Here is a 19,416-nt window from a genome sequence, read left to right on the forward strand (position 1 = left end):
CATGAACGCCTTCTCCTCTCTTTCGGACGGTCACCAACGCCTGCAGGCGCTGGTCGGCGCGTGGCGTGGCGAGGAAGAGGTCGCGGCGACGCAATGGACCGATGCCGGCACGGCTACCTCGGAAGTGCTGGCGGAGGCCCAGTTCGGCGGCCTGTTCGTGGTGCAGCGCTATCGCCAGCGCCGCGACGGCACAATCTCGTTCGGCGCGCATAATGTGTTCGGCTTCGACCAGCAGAACGGCCTCGTCAGCATGCATCAGTTCGACTCGATGGGGTTCGTGCCGATATCGCCGGCCACGGGCATGTGGAACGGCAGCGAGCTTACGCTCGAACGATCGTCGCCGCGCGGCGCCGCCCGCGTTTCGTATGGTTTTGAAGGCGCCGATACCTACCGCATGAAACTTGAGTTCAGACCAGCGGGCAGCGATGCCTGGCAAGACATGGTGAGCGGCCTCTACCGGCGCGTCTCGCCTTCCACGATCAACGGTTTTTAGAAAAGGGCCGCGATGTCCATTCTCATCGACAAGAATACCAAGGTGCTGGTGCAGGGTCTGACCGGCAAGACCGGCACGTTCCACACCGAACAGGCGCTGGCCTATCACGGCACCAAGATGGTGGGCGGCATCCATCCGAAGAAGGGCGGCGAGACCTGGACGGGCTCGAAGGGCGAGAGCCTGCCGATCTTCGCCACGGTCGCCGAAGGCAAGGCGAAGACTGGCGCCAACGCTTCGGTCATCTATGTGCCGCCGGCGGGCGCAGGCGAAGCCATCATCGAGGCGATCGAGGCCGAGATCCCGCTGATCGTCTGCATCACCGAAGGCATCCCGGTGATGGACATGGTCAAGGTCAAGGCGCGGCTCGACCGCTCCACCTCGCGGCTGATCGGACCGAACTGCCCTGGCGTGCTGACGCCCGACGAATGCAAGATCGGCATCATGCCCGGCAACATCTTCCGCAAGGGCTCGGTCGGCGTTGTTTCCCGCTCGGGAACGCTTACCTATGAGGCAGTCTTCCAGACCACCAATGTCGGCCTCGGCCAGACCACGGCGGTGGGCATCGGCGGCGACCCGGTCAAGGGCACCGAATTCATCGATGTGCTGGAGATGTTCCTCGCCGACGACGAGACCAAGTCGATCATCATGATCGGCGAGATCGGCGGCTCGGCCGAGGAAGACGCCGCGCAGTTCCTCAAGGACGAAGCCAAGCGCGGCCGCAAGAAACCGATGGCGGGCTTTATCGCCGGGCGCACCGCGCCGGCCGGCCGCACGATGGGCCATGCGGGTGCGGTGATCTCCGGCGGCAAGGGCGGCGCGGAAGACAAGATCGCGGCGATGGAATCGGCCGGCATCAAGGTTTCGCCCTCGCCGGCGCGGCTCGGCACGACGCTGGTCGAGGCGATCAAGGGTTAAGGCAGTAAGGGAGTAGGGCAGTAGGGGAGTAAGGGAATAGGAAGAACGGGACGCGCGGCGACAATTGCCAGTTTCCCTACTGCCTTACTCCCCTACTGCCCTACTCCCCTCCAACTAAGGAGACGGAGCCAGGCTCCGCAGACGAAAATGGCAAGACAAGATCAGGCCAACGACCAATTCTCGCTCACCTCATTCCTCTATGGCGGCAATGCCGACTATATCGACGCGCTCTACGCGGCTTACGAGGACAATCCGGCCTCGGTCGATCCGGAATGGCAGGATTTCTTCGCGGCGCTGAAGGATGACGCGGGCGATGTGCGCAAGAACGCCAAGGGCGCCTCCTGGGCGAAGCCCTCCTGGCCGCTCACCGCCAATGGCGAGCTGGTCTCGGCGCTCGACGGCAATTGGGGCCTCGTCGAAAAGACGATCGAAAAGAAGGTCAAGGAAAAGGCGGTTGTCAACGGCGCCGTGCTTTCTGACGCCGATGTGCACCAGGCGACGCGCGATTCGGTTCGCGCCATCATGATGATCCGCGCCTATCGCATGCGCGGCCATCTGCATGCCAATCTCGATCCGCTGGGTATCGCCAAGCCGCTCGAGGATTACAACGAGCTGTCGCCGGAGAATTACGGCTTCACCGAAGCCGATTACGACCGGCCGATCTTCCTCGACAATGTGCTGGGCCTCGAATTCGGCACCATCCGGCAGATGCTGGACATCTTGGCCCGCACCTATTGCTCGACGCTCGGCGTCGAGTTCATGCACATTTCCGATCCGGAAGAGAAGGCGTGGATCCAGGCGCGCATCGAAGGCGCCGACAAGGAGATCACCTTCACTGCAACCGGCAAGAAGGCGATCCTGTCGAAGCTGGTCGAGGCCGAGGGCTTCGAGCAGTATATCGACGTCAAGTACAAGGGCACAAAGCGCTTCGGCCTCGACGGCGGTGAATCGCTGATTCCGGCGCTGGAGCAGATCGTCAAGCGCGGCGGCCAGCTCGGTCTCAAGGAAATCGTGCTCGGCATGGCGCATCGCGGCCGCCTCAACGTGCTTTCCCAGGTGATGGCGAAGCCGCACCGCGCCATCTTCCACGAATTCAAGGGCGGCTCGGCCGCGCCCGACGAGGTCGAAGGCTCGGGCGACGTGAAGTACCATCTCGGCGCCTCGTCGGACCGTGAGTTCGACGGCAACAAGGTGCATCTGTCGCTGACGGCCAACCCCTCGCATCTGGAAATCGTCGATCCGGTGGTGATGGGCAAGGCGCGCGCCAAGCAGGACCAGTTCGCCGGCCGCGAGCGTGGCGAGGTCGTGCCGCTGTCGGAGCGCGCCAAGGTGATGCCGCTGTTGCTGCACGGCGACGCCGCCTTCGCCGGGCAGGGCGTGATCGCCGAGATCCTCGGCCTGTCGGGCCTGCGCGGCCACCGCGTCGCCGGCACGCTGCATGTCATCATCAACAACCAGATCGGCTTCACCACCAATCCGCGCTTCTCGCGTTCCTCGCCCTATCCGTCGGATGTGGCCAAGATGATCGAGGCGCCGATCTTCCACGTCAACGGCGATGACCCGGAGGCCGTGGTGCATGCGGCGAAGGTCGCGACCGAGTTCCGCATGAAGTTCCACAAGCCTGTGGTGGTGGACATGTTCTGCTACCGCCGCTTCGGACACAATGAGGGCGACGAGCCGGCCTTCACCCAGCCGATCATGTACCGCAACATCCGCACCCATAAGACGGTGGTTCAGATCTATGCCGACCGGCTGATCGCCGAAGGCCACATCACCCAGGCCGAGGTCGACAAGATGCGGGCCGACTGGCGCGCGCATCTGGAATCAGAATGGGAAGTCGGCCAGAGCTACAAGCCGAACAAGGCCGACTGGCTGGATGGCGCGTGGTCCGGCCTGCGCACCGCCGACAACCAGGACGAACAGCGCCGCGGCAAGACCGCCGTGCCGGTGCGCACGCTGAAGGAGATTGGCAAAAAGCTGACCGAGGTGCCGAAGGATTTCGACGCGCACAAGACGATCCTGCGCTTCCTCGAAAACCGCCGCCAGGCGATCGAGTCCGGCGAAGGCATCGACTGGTCGACGGCCGAGGCGCTGGCCTTCGGCGCCATCCTGCTCGACGGAAACCCGATCCGGCTCTCCGGCCAGGATTCGGAGCGCGGCACCTTCTCGCAGCGCCATTCGGTGCTTTACGACCAGCGCGACGAGACCCGCTATATCCCGCTCAACAATCTGTCGGCGGCGCAAGCCGGCTACGAAGTCATCAACTCGATGCTGTCGGAAGAGGCGGTGCTGGGCTTCGAATATGGCTACAGCCTGGCAGAGCCCAAGGCGCTGACGCTGTGGGAAGCGCAGTTCGGCGACTTCGCCAACGGCGCCCAGGTGGTGTTCGACCAGTTCATCTCGTCGGGCGAGCGCAAGTGGCTCAGAATGTCGGGCCTCGTCTGCCTTTTGCCGCATGGCTATGAAGGCCAGGGGCCGGAACATTCGTCGGCGCGGCTGGAGCGCTTCCTGCAGCTCTGCGCGGAAGACAATATGCAGGTCGCCAACGTCACCACGCCGGCTAACTATTTCCACATTCTGCGCCGGCAGCTGAAGCGCGACTTCCGCAAGCCGCTGATCTTGATGACGCCGAAGTCGCTGCTGCGCCACAAGCGGGCGGTGTCGATGCTGTCGGAAATGGCGGGCGAAAGCTCGTTCCACAGGCTGCTGTGGGACGACGCGCAGCTCCTGCCGAACCAGCCGATAAAACTGGTCAAGGATTCCAAGATCCGCCGCGTCGTGCTGTGCTCGGGCAAGGTCTATTACGACCTCTACGAAGAGCGCGAGAAGCGCGGCATCAACGACATTTATCTGCTGCGCGTCGAACAGCTCTATCCGTTCCCGGCCAAGGCGCTGATCACCGAATTGTCACGTTTCCGCAACGCCGAGATGGTGTGGTGCCAGGAGGAGCCCAAGAACATGGGCGCCTGGTCGTTCATCGATCCCTATCTCGAATGGGTGCTGGCGCATATCGACGCCAAGCATCAGCGGGTGCGTTACACCGGCCGACCAGCCTCGGCCTCGCCGGCGACCGGCTTGATGTCGAAGCATCTCAGCCAACTCGCCGCGTTGCTCGATGATGCTCTCGGCGAATAGCGCGCTGGGCGAATAGGCAGACCGGACGAAACAGACCTCAAGAAGACAACGGACAGGCACAATGGCTACCGAAATCCGCGTCCCCACGCTGGGTGAATCCGTCACCGAGGCGACCGTCGGCAAGTGGTTCAAGAAGGTCGGCGACGCGATCGCCGCCGATGAACCCTTGGTCGAGCTCGAAACCGACAAGGTGACGGTGGAAGTGCCTGCCGCGGGCGCCGGAACACTGGCTGAGATCACCGTCAAGGAAGGCGAGACGGTCAATGTCGGCGCGCTGCTCGGCTCGATTTCGGCTGGCGGCGCCGCCGCCCCGACGACCAAGCCGCAGGCGGTGGCGCAGGCCTCCAGCCCGGATGCCGCTTCCACCACCAAGCAGGCCGCCGCCGAGACCGCCAAGGTCGCCGGTGACGCCGGCCAGATCGAGCCGCGCACCATGCCGCCGGCGCCCGCTGCGGCCAAGCTGATCGCGGAGCATAATCTCTCGGTCGACCAACTGTCCGGCTCGGGCAAGCGCGGCCAGGTGCTGAAGGGCGACGTGCTCGACGCCATCGCCAAGGGCGCCCCGTCGCAGCCGGCCGAGACGCCGAAGGCCGCTCCGGCGCCGGTCGCTGCCCGTGCGCCGTCGACGGCCGAGGATGCACCGCGCGAGGAGCGCGTGCGCATGACCAAGCTGCGCCAGACCATCGCGCGCCGCTTGAAGGAAGCGCAGTCGACCGCCGCAATGCTCACCACCTTCAACGAGGTGGATATGAGCGCGGTGATGGCGCTCAGGGCAAAGTACAAGGACGTGTTCGAGAAGAAGCATGGCGTGAAGCTCGGCTTCATGGGCTTCTTCACCAAGGCGGTGACGCATGCGCTGAAGGAGATCCCGGCGGTCAACGCCGAGATCGACGGCACCGACATCATCTACAAGAACTTTGCCCATGTCGGCGTCGCCGTCGGCACCGACAAGGGCCTGGTGGTGCCGGTGGTGCGCGACGCCGACCAGATGTCGATCGCCGAGATCGAGAAGGAGATCGGACGCCTCGGCCTTGCCGCGCGCGACGGCAAGCTGTCGGTGGCCGACATGCAGGGCGGCACCTTCACCATCTCCAATGGCGGTGTCTATGGCTCACTGATGTCGACGCCGATCCTCAACGCCCCGCAGTCCGGCATCCTCGGCATGCACAAGATCCAGGACCGGCCGGTGGTGGTCGGCGGCCAGATCGTCATCCGCCCGATGATGTATCTGGCGCTCAGCTACGACCACCGCATTGTCGACGGCAAGGAAGCGGTGACCTTCCTGGTGCGCGTCAAGGAAAGCCTGGAGGATCCCGAGCGGCTGGTGCTTGATCTCTGAGGTGGCGTGATGGCGGCATGCGGCCGGGGCGGCGAATGAGAACCCATTTGCTCGGCGCCGCAAGACCGGTCTCGCTTGCGGCCGGCATAGCTCTCGCGGCCGTCGATGCCCAAGCCGCCTGCCCGATCCAGCTTGCCGTCTATGGCGAGGCGCAGAGCGGGGCCGAGATCGACTTCACGCCGGCCGGCACCTCGGCGACGATCACCAATGCCTTCCGCGTGATCCTCGACAACAATGTCGTGCTCGACGGCATCGCGATGTGGACCGAAGGCTCGGCCGGGCGGCCCCATGGCTCGCTGATGTACAAATGCCCGACCGGCGACGTCACCGGCGAAGAACTCGCCGCCTGCACGATCTGGGAAGGCGTCATCTACAGCGCCGATGAGAAAGGTGGCGTCGGCCTGTTGCCGGCCGAGGGCGCCGACGCGCCGAAAAGCCTGATCCTGCCCGATCTCGGGCCGTCGCTCGAAATGTCGGCCGCCTATGGCCCCGCCGGCTTTTCGAAAGTGTCATGGGACATCTTCGTGCTGAAAGGCTGCCAGGAATGAGCGCCGACAAGAAAACACTGCTGGTCACCGGCGGCAGCCGCGGCATCGGCGCGGCGATCTGCCGGCAGGCGAGTGAGGCCGGTTATCGCGTGGCGGTCAACTACGTTTCCAACCAAGCGGCCGCGGATGCGCTGGTCGACGAGCTCAAGGCTGCGGACGGCGATGCCTTCGCAGTGAAGGGCGATGTCGGCAACGAGGCCGATGTCATCGCGATTTTCGAAGCCGTCGACCGGGCCTCCGGCCGGCTGGACGCCTTCGTCAACAATGCCGGTATCGTCGACGTCAAGGCGCGCGTAGATGAGATGAGCGCGGAGCGGCTCGAGCGCATGATGCGCATCAACGTCGTAGGCTCGTTCCTGTGCGCACGCGAGGCGGTGAAGCGCATGTCGACGCGGCATGGCGGCAAGGGCGGCGCCATTGTCAACATTTCGTCGGCGGCGGCCAGGCTCGGCTCGCCAGGCGAATATGTCGACTACGCCGCCTCCAAGGGCGCGATCGACACGCTGACCATCGGGCTCGCGCGTGAAGTCGCGCTGGAAGGCGTCCGCGTCAATGCCGTCAGCCCCGGCATCACCGAGACCGAAATCCATGCCTCCGGCGGCCAGCCCGACCGCGTGGCGCGGATGCAGGAGCTGTTGCCGATGAAACGCGCCGGCACGGCGGACGAAGTCGCCAGCGCGGTTCTCTATCTTCTGTCGGACGCGGCCTCCTATATAACGGGCGCGATCCTCAATGTGAGCGGCGGCCGTTGAAGGCCGGATAAGAAGGGTTTCTATTATGGCTTATGACGTCGTTATCATCGGATCGGGGCCGGGCGGCTACGTCTGCGCCATCAAGGCGGCGCAGCTCGGCCTGAAGACGGCGGTGGTCGAGAAGAACGCCACCTTCGGCGGCACCTGCCTCAATATCGGCTGCATCCCGTCTAAGGCGCTGCTCCACGCCTCCGAGATGTTCGCCGAAGCCGGCCATGCCTTCGATACGCTGGGCGTCGAGATACCGGCGCCAAAGCTCAATCTGAAGAAGATGATGGCGCATAAGGACACGACGGTCGCCTCCAACGTCAACGGCGTCGCCTTCCTGTTCAAGAAGAACAAGATCGATTCATTCCGCGGCACCGGCAAGGTGATTTCCGCCGGCAAGGTTTCGGTGACCGGCGAGGACGGCAAGGTCGAGGAGATCGAGACCAAGAACATCGTCATCGCCACCGGCTCGGACGTCGCCGGCATTCCGGGCGTCAAAGTCGATTTCGACGAGAAGGTCATCGTGTCCTCCACCGGTGCGCTGTCGTTGGCCAAGGTGCCCGCCAGCCTCGTGGTGGTCGGCGGCGGCGTCATCGGGCTGGAACTTGGCTCGGTCTGGGCCCGGCTGGGCGCCAAAGTCACGGTCGTCGAATATCTCGACACCATCCTGGGCGGCATGGACGGCGAGGTGTCGAAACAGTTCCAGCGGCTGCTCTCCAAGCAGGGCTTCGAGTTCAAGCTTGGCGCCAAGGTCACCGGCGTCGCTAAGACCAAGAAAGGCGCGACGGTCACCTTCGAGCCGGTAAAGGGCGGCACGGCCGAAACCATCGAAGCCGATGTCGTTCTGGTCGCGACTGGACGTCGCCCCTATGCCGACAGCCTCGGGCTGAAGGAAGCCGGCGTCGAGATCGACGAGCGCGGCCGGGTCAAGACCGACGGGCATCTGAGGACCAACCTGCCGGGCATCTATGCCATCGGCGACGTCATCGCCGGCCCGATGCTGGCGCACAAGGCTGAGGACGAGGGCGTGGCAGTCGCTGAGACCATCGCCGGCCAGGCCGGGCACGTGAATTATGACGTCATCCCGAGCGTGGTCTACACCAGCCCGGAAATCGCCTCGGTCGGCAAGACCGAGGAGGAGCTGAAGAAGGCCGGCATCGACTACAAGGTCGGCAAGTTTCCGTTCAGCGCCAATGGACGCGCGCGCGCCATGCTGCATACCGACGGTTTCGTGAAGATCCTGGCCGACAAGGCCAGCGACCGCGTACTCGGCGTCCATATCGTCGGCTTCGGCGCCGGCGAGATGATCCACGAAGCGGCCGTGCTGATGGAGTTCGGCGGCTCGTCGGAAGACCTCGCCCGCACCTGCCACGCGCATCCGACGATGTCGGAAGCGGTGAAGGAAGCGGCGCTGGCGACGTTCTTCAAGCCGATTCATATCTAGGGCGTCATCCGAACCGAAGGGCGATACGCCCGTCAGCATTGGTATGGCTCGTCTCGCAGGGTTCGCCCAGGAGATACCTCGTGTCCAAAGGCTCCGATCTGCTTGTTGCTGCCCTCGAGAATGAAGGCGTGGACCGCATTTTCGGCATACCGGGCGAGGAGAACCTCGACGTTGTCGAATCCATTCGCAAATCCTCGATCGAGCTTATCCTGACCCGTCATGAGCAGGCGGCCGCATTCATGGCCGCCACCCACGGCCGGCTCACCGGCAGGCCCGGCGTCTGTATCACCACGCTTGGCCCGGGGGCCTTGAACCTGACGACAGGCGCCGCCTACGCGCTGCTCGGGGCCATGCCCATGGTCATGATCACTGGGCAGAAGGGGATCCGGTCGTCCAGGCAGGCACGCTTCCAGATCGTCGACGTCGTCGCGGCGATGAAACCCCTGACCAAGCTTTCGCGTCAGATCGTTTCGTCCAGGATGATCCCAGGCGTGGTGCGCGAGGCTTTCCGCGTGGCGGGCGAAGAGCGTCCGGGACCGGTGCATCTGGAGCTGCCCGAGGACATCGCCGCCGAGGAGTGTGACCCGGTCGCGCCGATTCCGCCGCATCCGGTCGAGCTGCCGTTGGCGAGCCCGCTCGCGCTCGATCGCGCCGCGCGGATGATCATCGAGGCTGAGCGGCCGCTGGCGATGATGGGCGCCGCCGCCTCGCGGCCGCGCTCGACCTCGGACCTCGCCCAGTTCGTTCTGCGGACCGGCATTCCCTATTTCACCACCCAGATGGGCAAGGGCACGGTGCCGGGTGGGACCGAGCTCTATATGGGCACAGCCGCCCTGTCCGAGCGCGACTACGTGCATGAGGCGATCGAGCAGGCGGATCTCATTATTACGATCGGCCACGACACGGTCGAGAAGCCACCCTTCATCATGGGCGCCGACGGGCCGAAGGTCATTCATGTCGGCTACCAGCCGGCCACTGTCGAACAGGTCTATTTCCCGCAAACCGAGGTGATCGGGGATATCGGCGCGTCGCTCAGGCTGTTGGCCGACCGCCTGGAAGGCAACATCCCCAACGCACAGGCACTGCTGCCGCTACGCGAGGGGATATTGAGCCGCACTGCGGCGCGCGACAGCGAGGACCGCTTCACGCCGCAGCGCCTGGTGCACGACGTGCGCGCAGTGATGCCGGCTGACGGCATCCTGGCGCTCGACAACGGCATGTACAAGATCTGGTTCGCGCGCAACTACCGCACGCGCGTCGCCAACACGCTGCTGCTCGACAATGCGCTGGCCACGATGGGCGCCGGCCTGCCGTCGGCGATGATGGCGGCAATGCTTTTTCCGGAACGCCGCGTCATGGCGGTTTGCGGCGATGGCGGCTTCATGATGAACAGCCAGGAGCTGGAAACCGCCGTCAGGCTGAAGCTCAACCTCGTGGTCCTGATCATTGAGGACCATGCCTTCGGCATGATCCGCTGGAAGCAGGCGGTGGACGACTTTCCCGATTTCGGTATGACCTTCGGGAATCCCGATTTCGTTCGTTATGCCGAAGCCTACGGCGCGAAGGGCACCAGGGTAGGCGCCATCGCCGAGCTGAGACCGGCCCTGGAGCAGGCCTTTGCCGCGGGCGGGGTCAATCTCGTCGTCGTTCCGATCGACTATTCGGAGAATGAGCGGGTCCTGGTCGAAGAGCTGCGCCATCGGTCGCCCTGGCCCGCCAGTTCTATGCCGCATGACTAGCTCTTTGTTTTGACGCAATTCCAGACGGAAAACCGCTCACACTTTTCGGCATCATGCTCGAGAGCAATTCCCGGATGGTGCAACGGCGGTTTCCGGAGCTGGAGACAGCGACACAAAACAAGCGGCCCGCCTTTCGGCGGGCCGTTCGTTTTCAAGCTGTAACCCGATTACTGAGCGGGCGCAGGTGCAGGAGCTGGCGCGGGGGCCGGCGCGGGAGCAGGAGCCGGGGCTGGCGCCGGAGCGGGCGCAGGCGCTGGTGCCGGCTCTGGAGCCGGGGCAGGCGTCGCAGGCGGGGGGGCCGGCGTGCTGGCGGCCGGCGGCTCAGCCGGAGCCGGGGCATGCTCGCCGCCGCTTCTGCCAAAGACATAATACGCAACAATGGCCAGGATAATGACAACTAGGGCGATCAGCCACCCGCTGCCGCCACCACCCCCCGATGTGGGAGGCGTGCTCGAAGGGGTGAAGGGGTCGTTAGGGTTCGCCATGAAACGTGTCCTCCTTGGATGAAAGCATCAAAATAACAGCCATCAACGCGCGGATCCCGCAATGGGTTTCACACGGACGGACCGAAAGCGCTGAAAAACCGACGTTTTCGGGCCCGCCAATCGCCAGGCGACTCAGTTGACGACGGTAACAATATACCCTGCCTTGCGAAAATCCTCGACCAGTCCGTCCGGACCGGGCAGATGCATGGCGCCAACGGCCATGAAGACATTGCCCTTGGCCAAAATCGGCCCGGCATGCGCCGCCATCACCTTGTTGCGGCTGGTGATCATCGTCTGCTCGAAGGCGGCATAGCCGGCCTTGTCGTCCGAGGAGTCCGGCAGCACGGCCTTGAACAGCGGCCAGAACATGCCGACCTCGCCACGCTGGTAGAGCACGATCATCGTCTCGTTGACGTCATTCACCTTGTCGCCGAGCTTCATCGTCTCGACCAGGCTCTTCATGTGAAATTCGAGCGGCAGCGAGGCCATTGCGCGCAGCTGATCGACTGCGGTTTCGAGCCCCTCGACGTCCTTGCCTAAAACCTTGGCATCCGACGCGAGCTTGACGTCCAGCACGGGTTCGCCGGCGCTCTGGCGCGCCACCTCGCAAGCCGGCAATGCCATCATCGCCGACAGAATCCACGGCTTCATCTTTGCGACGCTCGCCGGCGGAATGCCGCGGGCGTCGAGCCCCTTGTTCAGCGCCGCCGCATCGTCCGGCGAGAGCAGCGACGACAGCGTGGTGTTGTCGGTGAACATCATCAGGCCGGGCTCGCTGGCCATCGCGCCCATCATCTTGGCCTTGTCGAGCGCATCGGTTGTTTCAATGATGATGGTGCCGGCGTCGTCATAGGCTTTTTGGGCGGCCGCCGGCAGCGTGGTGACACGCGTGTCGGTCATGTGCATGGTGCCGAACAGGTAGGACGGCTTTTCGCCCGATTTCTCCAGCTTCCACAACAGGCCCTTGCCGTTGGGAACGGCCGCCGCTTCGGTCTCGACCTTCTCGAAGGCGGCGGGATCGCTCTTTTCCAGCGCGGCCAAAAGATCGGTGCCGACGCAATTGGGCACCTCGGCATGAGCACGGCTGGCGAGCAGCAGAACGACCAGGAAAGACAGGAAAAACAGCAGGTTGAGCGCTGCAAGCAGCTTCAACGAGACAAGGGCCGCGCGGTCGGCGATGGCGATGACGCGTTTCATGGGGAAGCGTCATAGCGCTGAAAAGCGGCAAAACGGTTAATCCGGAGAATGAAATTGTCCCCGGTGCGGTCGGTTTTGACGTCCGCTCGGGTATTCGGATCGAATACCGTGACGATTGGTTGAAACGCCCATTGCGTCGTCATCCACGGGCGGAGCAAGGAGCGGAGCGACGCGCGGAGGCCCGAGGATCCAGTCCGTTACCTGAGCCGAGGAATGCGGCGGTGCAGAATTCTGCACCGCTGCGGAGCGCCGGGGTCACCGCATGGATACCAGGGGTCTCCGCGACGGAGCTTCGCTCCTGCTCCGCCCTGGTATGACGACGTCAGGGGATCAGGCGCGGGGATGCGCGCGCTCGTAGATGTCGAGCAGCCTGGCCGTGTCGACGCCGGTATAGATCTGGGTGGTCGACAGGCTGGCGTGACCGAGCAGTTCCTGGATGGTGCGCAGGTCGCCGCCACGGCCGAGCAGATGGGTGGCGAAGGAATGGCGGAGCGCATGCGGCGTCGCCGTGTCGGGCAGGTTCAGCGCCGAGCGCAGCTTCGCCATCTCGCGCTGGACGATGGCCGGGTTGAGCGGTCCGCCGCGGGCGCCGCGGAACAAAAGGCCCTTGGGGTCGATATGGAAAGGGCAGAGCCGGCGGTATTCGGCGACCGCTTTGCGGGCCACAGGCAGCACCGGCACCAGTCGCGTCTTGCCGCCCTTGCCGGTGACGCGCAGCACGGTATCGTCTTCTGAAGCGAGATCGGCGCCGGCCAACCCCAGCGCTTCCGAAATACGCAGGCCGGAACCGTAAAGCAATGTCAGCACTGCGGCATTGCGGGCGGCGATCCAGGGTTCTTCCGCGAGTTGGCCCTCCATCGCCACGACCTTTCTGGCGTCGCTTGCCGTCAGCGGCTTGGGCAGCGACTTCGGCTGGCGGGGCGCGCGCAGTGCCGCAACGCCAGCCGCGTTGACCATCCCGCGTTTTTCGAGAAAGCGCAGCAGCGAGCGGATGCCGGCAAGGCCGCGCCCCAGCGTGCGGGCGCCGGCGCCTTCATTGCGACGCTTGGCGAGGAAGCCGCGCAGGTCGGAAGGGCGCAGGTCGGCGATGTCGGAAATGCCCGGCGGGCCACCGCAATGTCCGGTCAGGAAATGCAAGAACTGGCGCGTGTCGCGTTCATAGGCCTCGACGGTTTCCGGCGACAGCCGGCGCTCACGCGCCAGCGTCTTCAGCCAGGTCTCGCGCGCCGCCTGAAGGTCGGGTTTTGCCGGGATGAGGAATTCCTGCATCACGCCAGTTTCACGCATCCGGGTTAGGAAGCGGTGAAGAGGCGGTCATTGAAATGACGGCTTGAGGGGGATAGAGCAGGGCAAAGGAAGCGCCGCCGATGTCGAAGCTCGAAAACCCCGTACAGATGGCCGTCATCGGTGCCGCGCACGGCATCAAGGGCGAGCTCCGGGTAAAGACCTTTACCGGCGATCCGCTGGCGCTGGCCGACTATGGCCCGCTTTATGCCAAGGATGGCCGCGCCTTCCAGATCAACGATATCAGGCCGGCGGGCACCGTCGTCGTCGTGCGCTTCAAGGGTATAAACGATCGCAATGCCGCCGAGGCGCTGGCCGGCACAGAGCTTTTCGTCGACCGCTCAGTGCTGCCGGATGACGGCGAGGAGGACGAGTTCTATCACGCCGATCTCATCGGGCTCGATGTCAGGGACGATACCGGCGTCATCGGTAAGGTCGTCGCCGTGCATAATTTCGGCGGCGGCGACATCCTCGATGTCACGCTTGCCGGCCGCAAGGGCGTGCTGATCCCGTTCACACAGGCCGCGGTGCCGCATGTCTCGATCGCCGAGGGTTTCGTCCAGGTCGATCCGCTGGCGGCGGGACTGGTCGATGACGAGGAGGACGAAGCGCCGAGCCGTTCCCGCTTCGACCCGAAGGGCAGGCCGCGCGGACCGAAGGATGCCGGGGGCAACCGTTGAACTTTATCGCCTCGGTGCTGACGCTCTATCCGGAAATGTTCCCGGGCGCGCTCGGTCTGTCGCTTGCCGGCCGAGCGCTGGAGGCCGGGACATGGTCGCTGGAAGCGATCCAGATCCGCGATTTCGCCACCGACAAGCATCGCACCGTCGACGACACGCCGGCCGGCGGCGGCGCCGGCATGGTGATGCGCGCCGACGTGCTGGCCAAGGCCATCGACCACGCCTCGCCGCCCGGCGATCCGCGCCCGCGCCTGTTGATGAGCCCGCGCGGCAAGCCGCTGACGCAGGCGCGCGTACGCGAGCTTGCCGCCGGGCCTGGCGCCGTCATCCTGTGCGGCCGCTTCGAGGGCGTCGACCAGCGGCTGATCGAGGCGCGGGCGCTGGAGGAGGTCTCGGTCGGTGATTTCATCCTGTCCGGTGGCGAGCCGGCCGCGCTGGTGTTGCTCGACGCCGTGGTGCGGCTGCTGCCGGGCGTCATGGGTAATGCGGTCTCGGGTGACGAAGAAAGCTTTGAGAACGGCCTGCTCGAGCATCCGCACTATACGCGGCCGCAGGAGTTCGAGGGCCGGCCGATCCCGGATGTGCTGATTTCGGGCAACCACAAGAAGATTGCCGAATGGCGACGCGCCGAGGCCGAGAAGCTGACGCGGGAACGGCGGCCGGACTTGCTTGGCGCTATGCCTCAGCCCTTGGTGAAATAGTAGAAAGCCAGAAACAGGCCGACCGCGACGACGAAACCGCGCACGACGGCCTGCGGCACGCGCTTGGCGATCCATACCCCGGCATAGCCGCCGAGCGCCCCGCCCGGGATCATGACGATCGCCTGCGGCCAGGCAACGACGCCCCCGGAAACGAACACCAGGATGGCGACAACCGCGATCACGATGGACAGCATGTTCTTCAGCGCGTTGAGCCGGTGGTAGTCGCCGGCCTGCGTCAGGCCGAGGGTGGCGAGCATCATCACGCCCATGCCGGCGCCGAAGAAGCCGCCATAGGCCGCGGTCGCGAATTGCGCGATTGAACCGGCGAGCGAGCCGACCGAGGCCTGGTGTTCCGGCCCCGCCGCCGGCTTCAGCCACGGTCCGGCGGCGAACAGGGCGGTCGCGGCGATCAGCAGCCAGGGCACAAGGGCGCGGAACGACGGATTGGAGAGGGCGAGCAGGATGAGCGAGCCGGCCAGCGCGCCGAGCGCCGAGATCAGGCAAAGCAGCAGGGCGCCCCGCCAGAAATGCCGGATATCGGTCCAATAGGCGAGCGTCGAGGTGATGTAGCCCGGCAGCTGCGTCACCGAGGAGGTGGCGTTGGCGACGATCGGCGGCAGCCCGACCAGCGTCATGGCGCCAAAGGTGAGGAAAGTGCCGCCGCCGGCGACCGCATTGGCGGCGCCGGAGACAAAACCCGCGAGAAACAGCAAGGCGGCATCGAAAAGACTCATTTCCCCCGCTTAGAAAGCTTGCGGCGCGCGCGCAACCTGTCACGGCGGCCATGTCATGGGGCCATCAAGCGCAAAAAATATGCCTCGAAGAGGTGACAAAGCGCCGAAATAGCTGTATGTCGCCGCCCGAACCGGAAGAACGATCTTCTGGACCCGTCAACAAATGACGGTGTAGCCGTCCCTGCCCAATGTCCTATCGCGGACAAAGGGCATAGCCGAGCGGTCGTTGGAACTGCAAGGCGAGTTGAGGACGCTCTGACTGTCGGAAGAACAAGAAGTGGATATTTGAGATGGATCTCATCCGTCAGCTCGAGGCCGAACAGGCCGCCAAGATCGAAGCCAAGCGCAAGCTGCCCGAATTCCAGCCGGGCGACACCGTGCGCGTCCAGGTGCGCGTCACCGAAGGTAGCCGCACCCGCGTCCAGGCCTATGAGGGCGTCGTCATCGCCCGCTCCGGCTCCGGCTTCCAGGAGAATTTCACCGTCCGCAAGATTTCCTACGGCGAAGGCGTCGAGCGCGTTTTCCCGGTCTACTCGCCGATGGTCGAGGGCGTCGAGATCGTGCGCCGCGGCAAGGTGCGCCGCGCCAAGCTCTATTACCTGCGTGACCGTCGCGGCAAGTCGGCCCGCATTTCGGAAAACACCGGCGTGCGCGCCCGCAAGCTGAACGACGAAGAGCGCGACGCGCTGAACGCCGAGCGCGCCCGCATCGAGGCCGAGAAGGTCGCCGCCGCCCAAGCGCTGGCCGCCGAGACGGCCGCCAAGGAAGCCGCCGAGAAGAAGGCCGCCGAGGCCGCTTCCGCCGAATAAGGCGCTTCGACAGCATTGGTTCGGAAAGGCGGCTTCGGCCGCCTTTTTCGTTTTTTCACCGAACTGTGATCGCTTGCCGCAGGAAAACCGCGACGCCATCGTTGACAATCATTATCTTGTACACTAAATAATCGTGTACAAATCAAATGGAGATCAAGATGTCTGCACTGTACACCGCCCAGGCTCACGTTAGCGGCGGCCGCAACGGTCACGGCGAAACCAGCGACGGCCTACTCAAGGTCGATCTTGCTATGCCGAAGGAACTCGGCGGCAAGGGCGGCGCCACCAATCCCGAGCAGCTTTTCGCGGTGGGCTATGCCGCCTGCTTCGAGAGCGCGGTGCGTTTTGTCGCCCGTCAGCAGAAGCTGCCGCTAGAGGACGCTTCGATTACCTCCACAGTGAGCCTCCATCCGAACGACCAGGGCGGCTTCCGCCTCGGCGTCGCGCTGGCGGCTGAAATCAAGGGGCTTGGTCAGGCGAGCGCCGAGGCGCTTGTATCGGAAGCGCACAAGATCTGCCCTTATTCCAACGCGATCCGGGGCAATATCGACGTGGTGCTGTCCGCCACGGCGCTTCCGGCAAAGGCAGCATGACGACGACAACCGAAACCATGGCCAAGATAGCCCCGGCTCAGGACGCTGGGGCTATCGCCGTGCCGCGCCTCGACCAGCAGCTCTGCTTCGCGCTCTATTCGGCCAGCGGGCTGATGACCAAGCTCTACCGGCCGCTGCTTGAGCCGCTCGGCCTCACCTATCCGCAATATCTGGCAATGCTGGCGCTGTGGCAGCATTCGCCGAGCACGATCGGCGAGCTTGGCGCGGCACTGGGTCTCGATTCGGCGACGCTAACGCCGCTGATCAAACGCATGGAAGCCGGCGGGTTGGTGACGCGCCGGCGCGACCATGCCGACGAGCGCCGGGTCCTGGTCGAGCCGACCGCGAAGGGTCAGGCGCTGCGGGCGAAGATGAAGGACGTGCAGGAAGGACTGGGCTGCGCCATGCCTTTGGACCGGGCCGAACTGAAGGCTCTGCACGGCACGCTGACACGGCTGGTCGCCGGGTTGCGCGAGGCCACCGCCGATCAGGAGTGATCCGGCAACGGCCATCCACAAAACCATTTCCGAAGAGCATTGGATTTGCGTATAGCGCGCAACGTCGCAGCGCACCGGCTTGCAAGGCGCTTGCGGCAAGCTAAAGTCGGCGCCGGATTTTCTCAGGCCGCGAAATTGCAGCGCGGTCGCACCTTCGGAGATTTGTCATGACCAAGTCGAAATTGCTGCTGGCCGCCATGGTGGCCTGCCTTCTGGCGCCCGTCGCCGCGCTCGCCGACAATTTACCCGATCTCGGCGGCAAGAAGGTCGTGGTGGTGACGGAGAACGCCTATCCGCCGCTGCAGTTCATCGACAAGAAGACCGGCAAGCAGATCGGCTGGGAATATGACGCGATGGACGAGATCGCCAAGCGGCTGAATTTCAAGGTCGAGTACCAGAACACCTCCTGGGACGCGATGATCCAGGCGGTTTCCGACAACCAGTACAACATCGGCATGACCGGCATCACCATCAAGGACGACCGCAAGGAGAAGGTCGACTTCTCCGATCCGTATATGCGCTCGGAGCAGTTCATGCTGGTGCGCGGCGATGAAAGCCGCTTCACCGACGCCAAGAGTTTTGGCGCCTTCAAGGATGGGTTGATCGGCGCCCAGCCCGGCACCACGCCCTTCTACACCGCCGTCTACAGCGTGCTCGACGGCAACGAGCAGAACCCGCGCATCAAGCTGTTCGAGACGTTCGGCGCCACCGTGCAGGCGCTCAAGGCGGGCGACGTCGACGTGGTGCTGACCGACGGCACCGCCGGCAAGGGCTATGTCGACGCCTCCGAAGGCAAGCTGAAGCTGATCGGCGGGCCGCTCGGCACCGAGGACTTTGGGTTCATCTTTCCGAAGGGCTCGGACCTGGTGAAGCCGGTCAACGCCGCGATCGCCTCGCTCAAGGCCGACGGCACGCTCGACAAGCTCAACAAGAAGTGGTTCCTCGATTACAAGATGGGGCAGTGAGCGCTGTTGTTGCCAATGATGCGCGACAGCGGGGCTAAGTATCCAGAGGCCTCATTCCTTCACACCCCCCTCTGTCCTGCCGGACATCTCCCCCGCAAGGGGGGAGATCGGATGTCGCGTTGGCTTTCGCCAATCTCCAACGTTGAAGGCAAAGCGGCGGTGAAGCTGCCAATCTCCCCCCTTGCGGGGGAGATGCCCGGCAGGGCAGAGGGGGGTGTGCCGGAACGCGACCTTCGCAATTATCTTGCTGGCACCGCCTGATGCCGACACCCGCTACCACCATCACCAAACCCGAATTCCCGTGGTGGCTTGCCGCCGCGCTCGTCCTCGCATTGGCCGCGGCGCTTGCCATCGCGTCCAGCGATCTCTACGCGCAGGTCTTCGCCACCGTTGCCAAGGGCATCGGCATCACCATCTTCGTCACCGCGGTCGCCTTCGCGCTCGCCTCCGCGCTCGGGCTCGGCATCGCGCTGATGGCGCTGTCGGGATCGCAGTGGCTGCGCCAGATCGCGCGCTTCTATGTCGAGATCATCCGCGGCGTGCCGATCCTGGTGCTGTTGTTCTGGATCGCCTTTGCCGGCGCGCCGGCCGTCGTCGCCGCCTGGAACGCGCTGACCGCGCCGCTGCAGAGCGCCGGGTTCATCGGCGAACTTCTGGTGCGCGACGTCTCGCTGCTGTGGCGCGCCATCATGGCGCTGACCATCGGCTACTCGGCCTTCATCTCGGAAGTGTTCCGCGCCGGCATCCAGTCGGTCGAGAAAGGCCAGATCGAAGCCGCCAAGGCGCTCGGGCTGACGCGGGTGCAGCGCTTTCGGTTGATCGTGTTCCCGCAGGCGATCCGCACCATCCTGCCGCCGCTCGGCAACGACTTCGTCGCCATGGTCAAGGATTCCTCTTTGGTGTCGGTGCTCGGCGTTTCCGACATCACCCAGATCGGCAAGGTCTATGCCGCCGGCTCGTTCCGCTTTTTCGAGACCTATTCGATCGTCGCCTATATCTACCTCATCCTGACCGTCGGCCTGTCGTTGGCGCTCAGGGCGCTGGAGCAGCGGCTGCGCCGGCAGCATCAGGAATAGCCAGCTGGCATCTCTTCGTTTTTGACGCTATTCCGGACGGAA

At 64.6% G+C, this 19,416-nt stretch carries 18 protein-coding genes; 15 read left to right on the forward strand and 3 right to left on the reverse strand.

Annotated features, from left to right (window positions below):
* Nucleotide 1: 1 nt before the first annotated feature.
* The 8 genes from EN869_RS24555 (at nucleotide 2) to EN869_RS24590 (ending at nucleotide 10,353) form a co-directional block, all read left to right on the forward strand.
* Nucleotides 2-493, forward strand: a complete 492-nt coding sequence (locus EN869_RS24555) for a DUF1579 family protein (RefSeq protein ID WP_127229076.1) — start codon at nucleotides 2-4, stop codon at nucleotides 491-493.
* Between the two features lie 12 nt (nucleotides 494-505).
* The gene (gene sucD / locus EN869_RS24560; protein WP_127229075.1) at nucleotides 506-1,408 is read left to right on the forward strand and encodes a succinate--CoA ligase subunit alpha; all 903 of its coding nucleotides are present in this window, start codon (nucleotides 506-508) and stop codon (nucleotides 1,406-1,408) included.
* A 147-nt stretch (nucleotides 1,409-1,555) separates the two neighbouring features.
* Nucleotides 1,556-4,543 (forward strand): 2-oxoglutarate dehydrogenase E1 component, encoded by a 2,988-nt coding sequence (locus EN869_RS24565; protein ID WP_127229074.1) that lies wholly within the window; start codon nucleotides 1,556-1,558, stop codon nucleotides 4,541-4,543.
* A 61-nt stretch (nucleotides 4,544-4,604) separates the two neighbouring features.
* Complete coding sequence (odhB, locus tag EN869_RS24570) at nucleotides 4,605-5,882, forward strand: 2-oxoglutarate dehydrogenase complex dihydrolipoyllysine-residue succinyltransferase (protein ID WP_127229073.1); 1,278 nt, start codon at nucleotides 4,605-4,607, stop codon at nucleotides 5,880-5,882.
* A gap of 35 nt (nucleotides 5,883-5,917) precedes the next feature.
* Nucleotides 5,918-6,430: a hypothetical protein gene (locus EN869_RS24575; RefSeq protein WP_127229072.1), complete on the forward strand. Its 513-nt coding sequence runs from the start codon at nucleotides 5,918-5,920 to the stop codon at nucleotides 6,428-6,430.
* The gene (locus EN869_RS24580; RefSeq protein WP_127229071.1) at nucleotides 6,427-7,182 is read left to right on the forward strand and encodes an SDR family oxidoreductase; all 756 of its coding nucleotides are present in this window, start codon (nucleotides 6,427-6,429) and stop codon (nucleotides 7,180-7,182) included. Before EN869_RS24575 ends, EN869_RS24580 begins: the two co-directional genes overlap by 4 nt.
* Nucleotides 7,183-7,207: 25 nt before the next feature.
* On the forward strand, nucleotides 7,208-8,614 hold the full coding sequence (lpdA, locus tag EN869_RS24585) for a dihydrolipoyl dehydrogenase (protein WP_127229070.1): 1,407 nt from the start codon (nucleotides 7,208-7,210) through the stop codon (nucleotides 8,612-8,614).
* 80 nt (nucleotides 8,615-8,694) lie between these two features.
* Complete coding sequence (locus EN869_RS24590) at nucleotides 8,695-10,353, forward strand: acetolactate synthase large subunit (protein ID WP_127229069.1); 1,659 nt, start codon at nucleotides 8,695-8,697, stop codon at nucleotides 10,351-10,353.
* Nucleotides 10,354-10,970: 617 nt separating this feature from the next.
* Here EN869_RS24590 and EN869_RS24600 read toward each other — a convergent pair.
* Together EN869_RS24600 and EN869_RS24605 are read right to left on the reverse strand one after the other, a co-directional pair.
* Complete coding sequence (locus EN869_RS24600) at nucleotides 10,971-12,035, reverse strand: TraB/GumN family protein (RefSeq protein WP_127229068.1); 1,065 nt, start codon at nucleotides 12,033-12,035, stop codon at nucleotides 10,971-10,973.
* Between the two features lie 330 nt (nucleotides 12,036-12,365).
* Nucleotides 12,366-13,304, reverse strand: coding sequence for a tyrosine recombinase XerC (locus EN869_RS24605; protein ID WP_127229185.1), 939 nt, complete (start codon nucleotides 13,302-13,304; stop codon nucleotides 12,366-12,368).
* A 98-nt stretch (nucleotides 13,305-13,402) separates the two neighbouring features.
* Between EN869_RS24605 and rimM the strand changes: the two genes are divergently transcribed.
* Together rimM and trmD are read left to right on the forward strand one after the other, a co-directional pair.
* Nucleotides 13,403-13,999 carry a ribosome maturation factor RimM gene (gene rimM, locus EN869_RS24610; protein WP_127229067.1) on the forward strand — a complete coding sequence of 199 codons (597 nt, stop codon included), beginning with the start codon at nucleotides 13,403-13,405 and terminating at the stop codon, nucleotides 13,997-13,999.
* On the forward strand, nucleotides 13,996-14,700 hold the full coding sequence (gene trmD / locus EN869_RS24615; protein WP_127229066.1) for a tRNA (guanosine(37)-N1)-methyltransferase TrmD: 705 nt from the start codon (nucleotides 13,996-13,998) through the stop codon (nucleotides 14,698-14,700). The genes rimM and trmD overlap by 4 nt, the downstream gene beginning before the upstream one ends.
* Here the strand turns inward: trmD and EN869_RS24620 are convergent.
* On the reverse strand, nucleotides 14,682-15,434 hold the full coding sequence (locus EN869_RS24620) for a sulfite exporter TauE/SafE family protein (RefSeq protein ID WP_127229065.1): 753 nt from the start codon (nucleotides 15,432-15,434) through the stop codon (nucleotides 14,682-14,684). The two genes, trmD and EN869_RS24620, sit on opposite strands and share 19 nt — an antisense overlap.
* Before the next feature lie 290 nt (nucleotides 15,435-15,724).
* Here EN869_RS24620 and rplS point away from each other — a divergent pair, with 290 nt between their 5' ends.
* The 5 genes from rplS (at nucleotide 15,725) to EN869_RS24650 (ending at nucleotide 19,374) form a co-directional block, all read left to right on the forward strand.
* Nucleotides 15,725-16,243: a 50S ribosomal protein L19 gene (gene rplS / locus EN869_RS24625; RefSeq protein WP_040996377.1), complete on the forward strand. Its 519-nt coding sequence runs from the start codon at nucleotides 15,725-15,727 to the stop codon at nucleotides 16,241-16,243.
* 158 nt (nucleotides 16,244-16,401) lie between these two features.
* A complete protein-coding gene (locus EN869_RS24630; RefSeq protein ID WP_127229064.1) occupies nucleotides 16,402-16,836 on the forward strand; it encodes an organic hydroperoxide resistance protein in 435 nt (144 codons plus the stop codon).
* Nucleotides 16,833-17,333, forward strand: a complete 501-nt coding sequence (locus EN869_RS24635; RefSeq protein WP_127229063.1) for a MarR family transcriptional regulator — start codon at nucleotides 16,833-16,835, stop codon at nucleotides 17,331-17,333. Before EN869_RS24630 ends, EN869_RS24635 begins: the two co-directional genes overlap by 4 nt.
* A gap of 167 nt (nucleotides 17,334-17,500) precedes the next feature.
* Nucleotides 17,501-18,298: a transporter substrate-binding domain-containing protein gene (locus EN869_RS24640; protein ID WP_127229062.1), complete on the forward strand. Its 798-nt coding sequence runs from the start codon at nucleotides 17,501-17,503 to the stop codon at nucleotides 18,296-18,298.
* Nucleotides 18,299-18,558: 260 nt separating this feature from the next.
* Nucleotides 18,559-19,374, forward strand: a complete 816-nt coding sequence (locus EN869_RS24650) for an amino acid ABC transporter permease (protein ID WP_127229061.1) — start codon at nucleotides 18,559-18,561, stop codon at nucleotides 19,372-19,374.
* The last annotated feature ends 42 nt before the right edge of the window (nucleotides 19,375-19,416 follow it).

It is taken from the genome of Mesorhizobium sp. M2D.F.Ca.ET.226.01.1.1 (genome assembly GCF_004022705.2).
Classification (GTDB): Bacteria; Pseudomonadota; Alphaproteobacteria; order Rhizobiales; family Rhizobiaceae; genus Mesorhizobium.

Bases quoted from the DNA above. Each gene is read 5' to 3' on its own strand.
- EN869_RS24555 (WP_127229076.1), top strand. From the start codon at position 2: ATGAACGCCTTCTCCTCTCTTTCGGACGGTCACCAACGCCTGCAGGCG.
- sucD (WP_127229075.1), top strand. From the start codon at position 506: ATGTCCATTCTCATCGACAAGAATACCAAGGTGCTGGTGCAGGGTCTG.
- EN869_RS24565 (WP_127229074.1), top strand. From the start codon at position 1,556: ATGGCAAGACAAGATCAGGCCAACGACCAATTCTCGCTCACCTCATTC.
- odhB (WP_127229073.1), top strand. From the start codon at position 4,605: ATGGCTACCGAAATCCGCGTCCCCACGCTGGGTGAATCCGTCACCGAG.
- EN869_RS24575 (WP_127229072.1), top strand. From the start codon at position 5,918: ATGAGAACCCATTTGCTCGGCGCCGCAAGACCGGTCTCGCTTGCGGCC.
- EN869_RS24580 (WP_127229071.1), top strand. From the start codon at position 6,427: ATGAGCGCCGACAAGAAAACACTGCTGGTCACCGGCGGCAGCCGCGGC.
- lpdA (WP_127229070.1), top strand. From the start codon at position 7,208: ATGGCTTATGACGTCGTTATCATCGGATCGGGGCCGGGCGGCTACGTC.
- EN869_RS24600 (WP_127229068.1), bottom strand. From the start codon at position 12,035: ATGAAACGCGTCATCGCCATCGCCGACCGCGCGGCCCTTGTCTCGTTG.
- EN869_RS24605 (WP_127229185.1), bottom strand. From the start codon at position 13,304: ATGCAGGAATTCCTCATCCCGGCAAAACCCGACCTTCAGGCGGCGCGC.
- rimM (WP_127229067.1), top strand. From the start codon at position 13,403: ATGTCGAAGCTCGAAAACCCCGTACAGATGGCCGTCATCGGTGCCGCG.
- EN869_RS24620 (WP_127229065.1), bottom strand. From the start codon at position 15,434: ATGAGTCTTTTCGATGCCGCCTTGCTGTTTCTCGCGGGTTTTGTCTCC.
- rplS (WP_040996377.1), top strand. From the start codon at position 15,725: ATGGATCTCATCCGTCAGCTCGAGGCCGAACAGGCCGCCAAGATCGAA.
- EN869_RS24630 (WP_127229064.1), top strand. From the start codon at position 16,402: ATGTCTGCACTGTACACCGCCCAGGCTCACGTTAGCGGCGGCCGCAAC.
- EN869_RS24635 (WP_127229063.1), top strand. From the start codon at position 16,833: ATGACGACGACAACCGAAACCATGGCCAAGATAGCCCCGGCTCAGGAC.
- EN869_RS24640 (WP_127229062.1), top strand. From the start codon at position 17,501: ATGACCAAGTCGAAATTGCTGCTGGCCGCCATGGTGGCCTGCCTTCTG.
- EN869_RS24650 (WP_127229061.1), top strand. From the start codon at position 18,559: ATGCCGACACCCGCTACCACCATCACCAAACCCGAATTCCCGTGGTGG.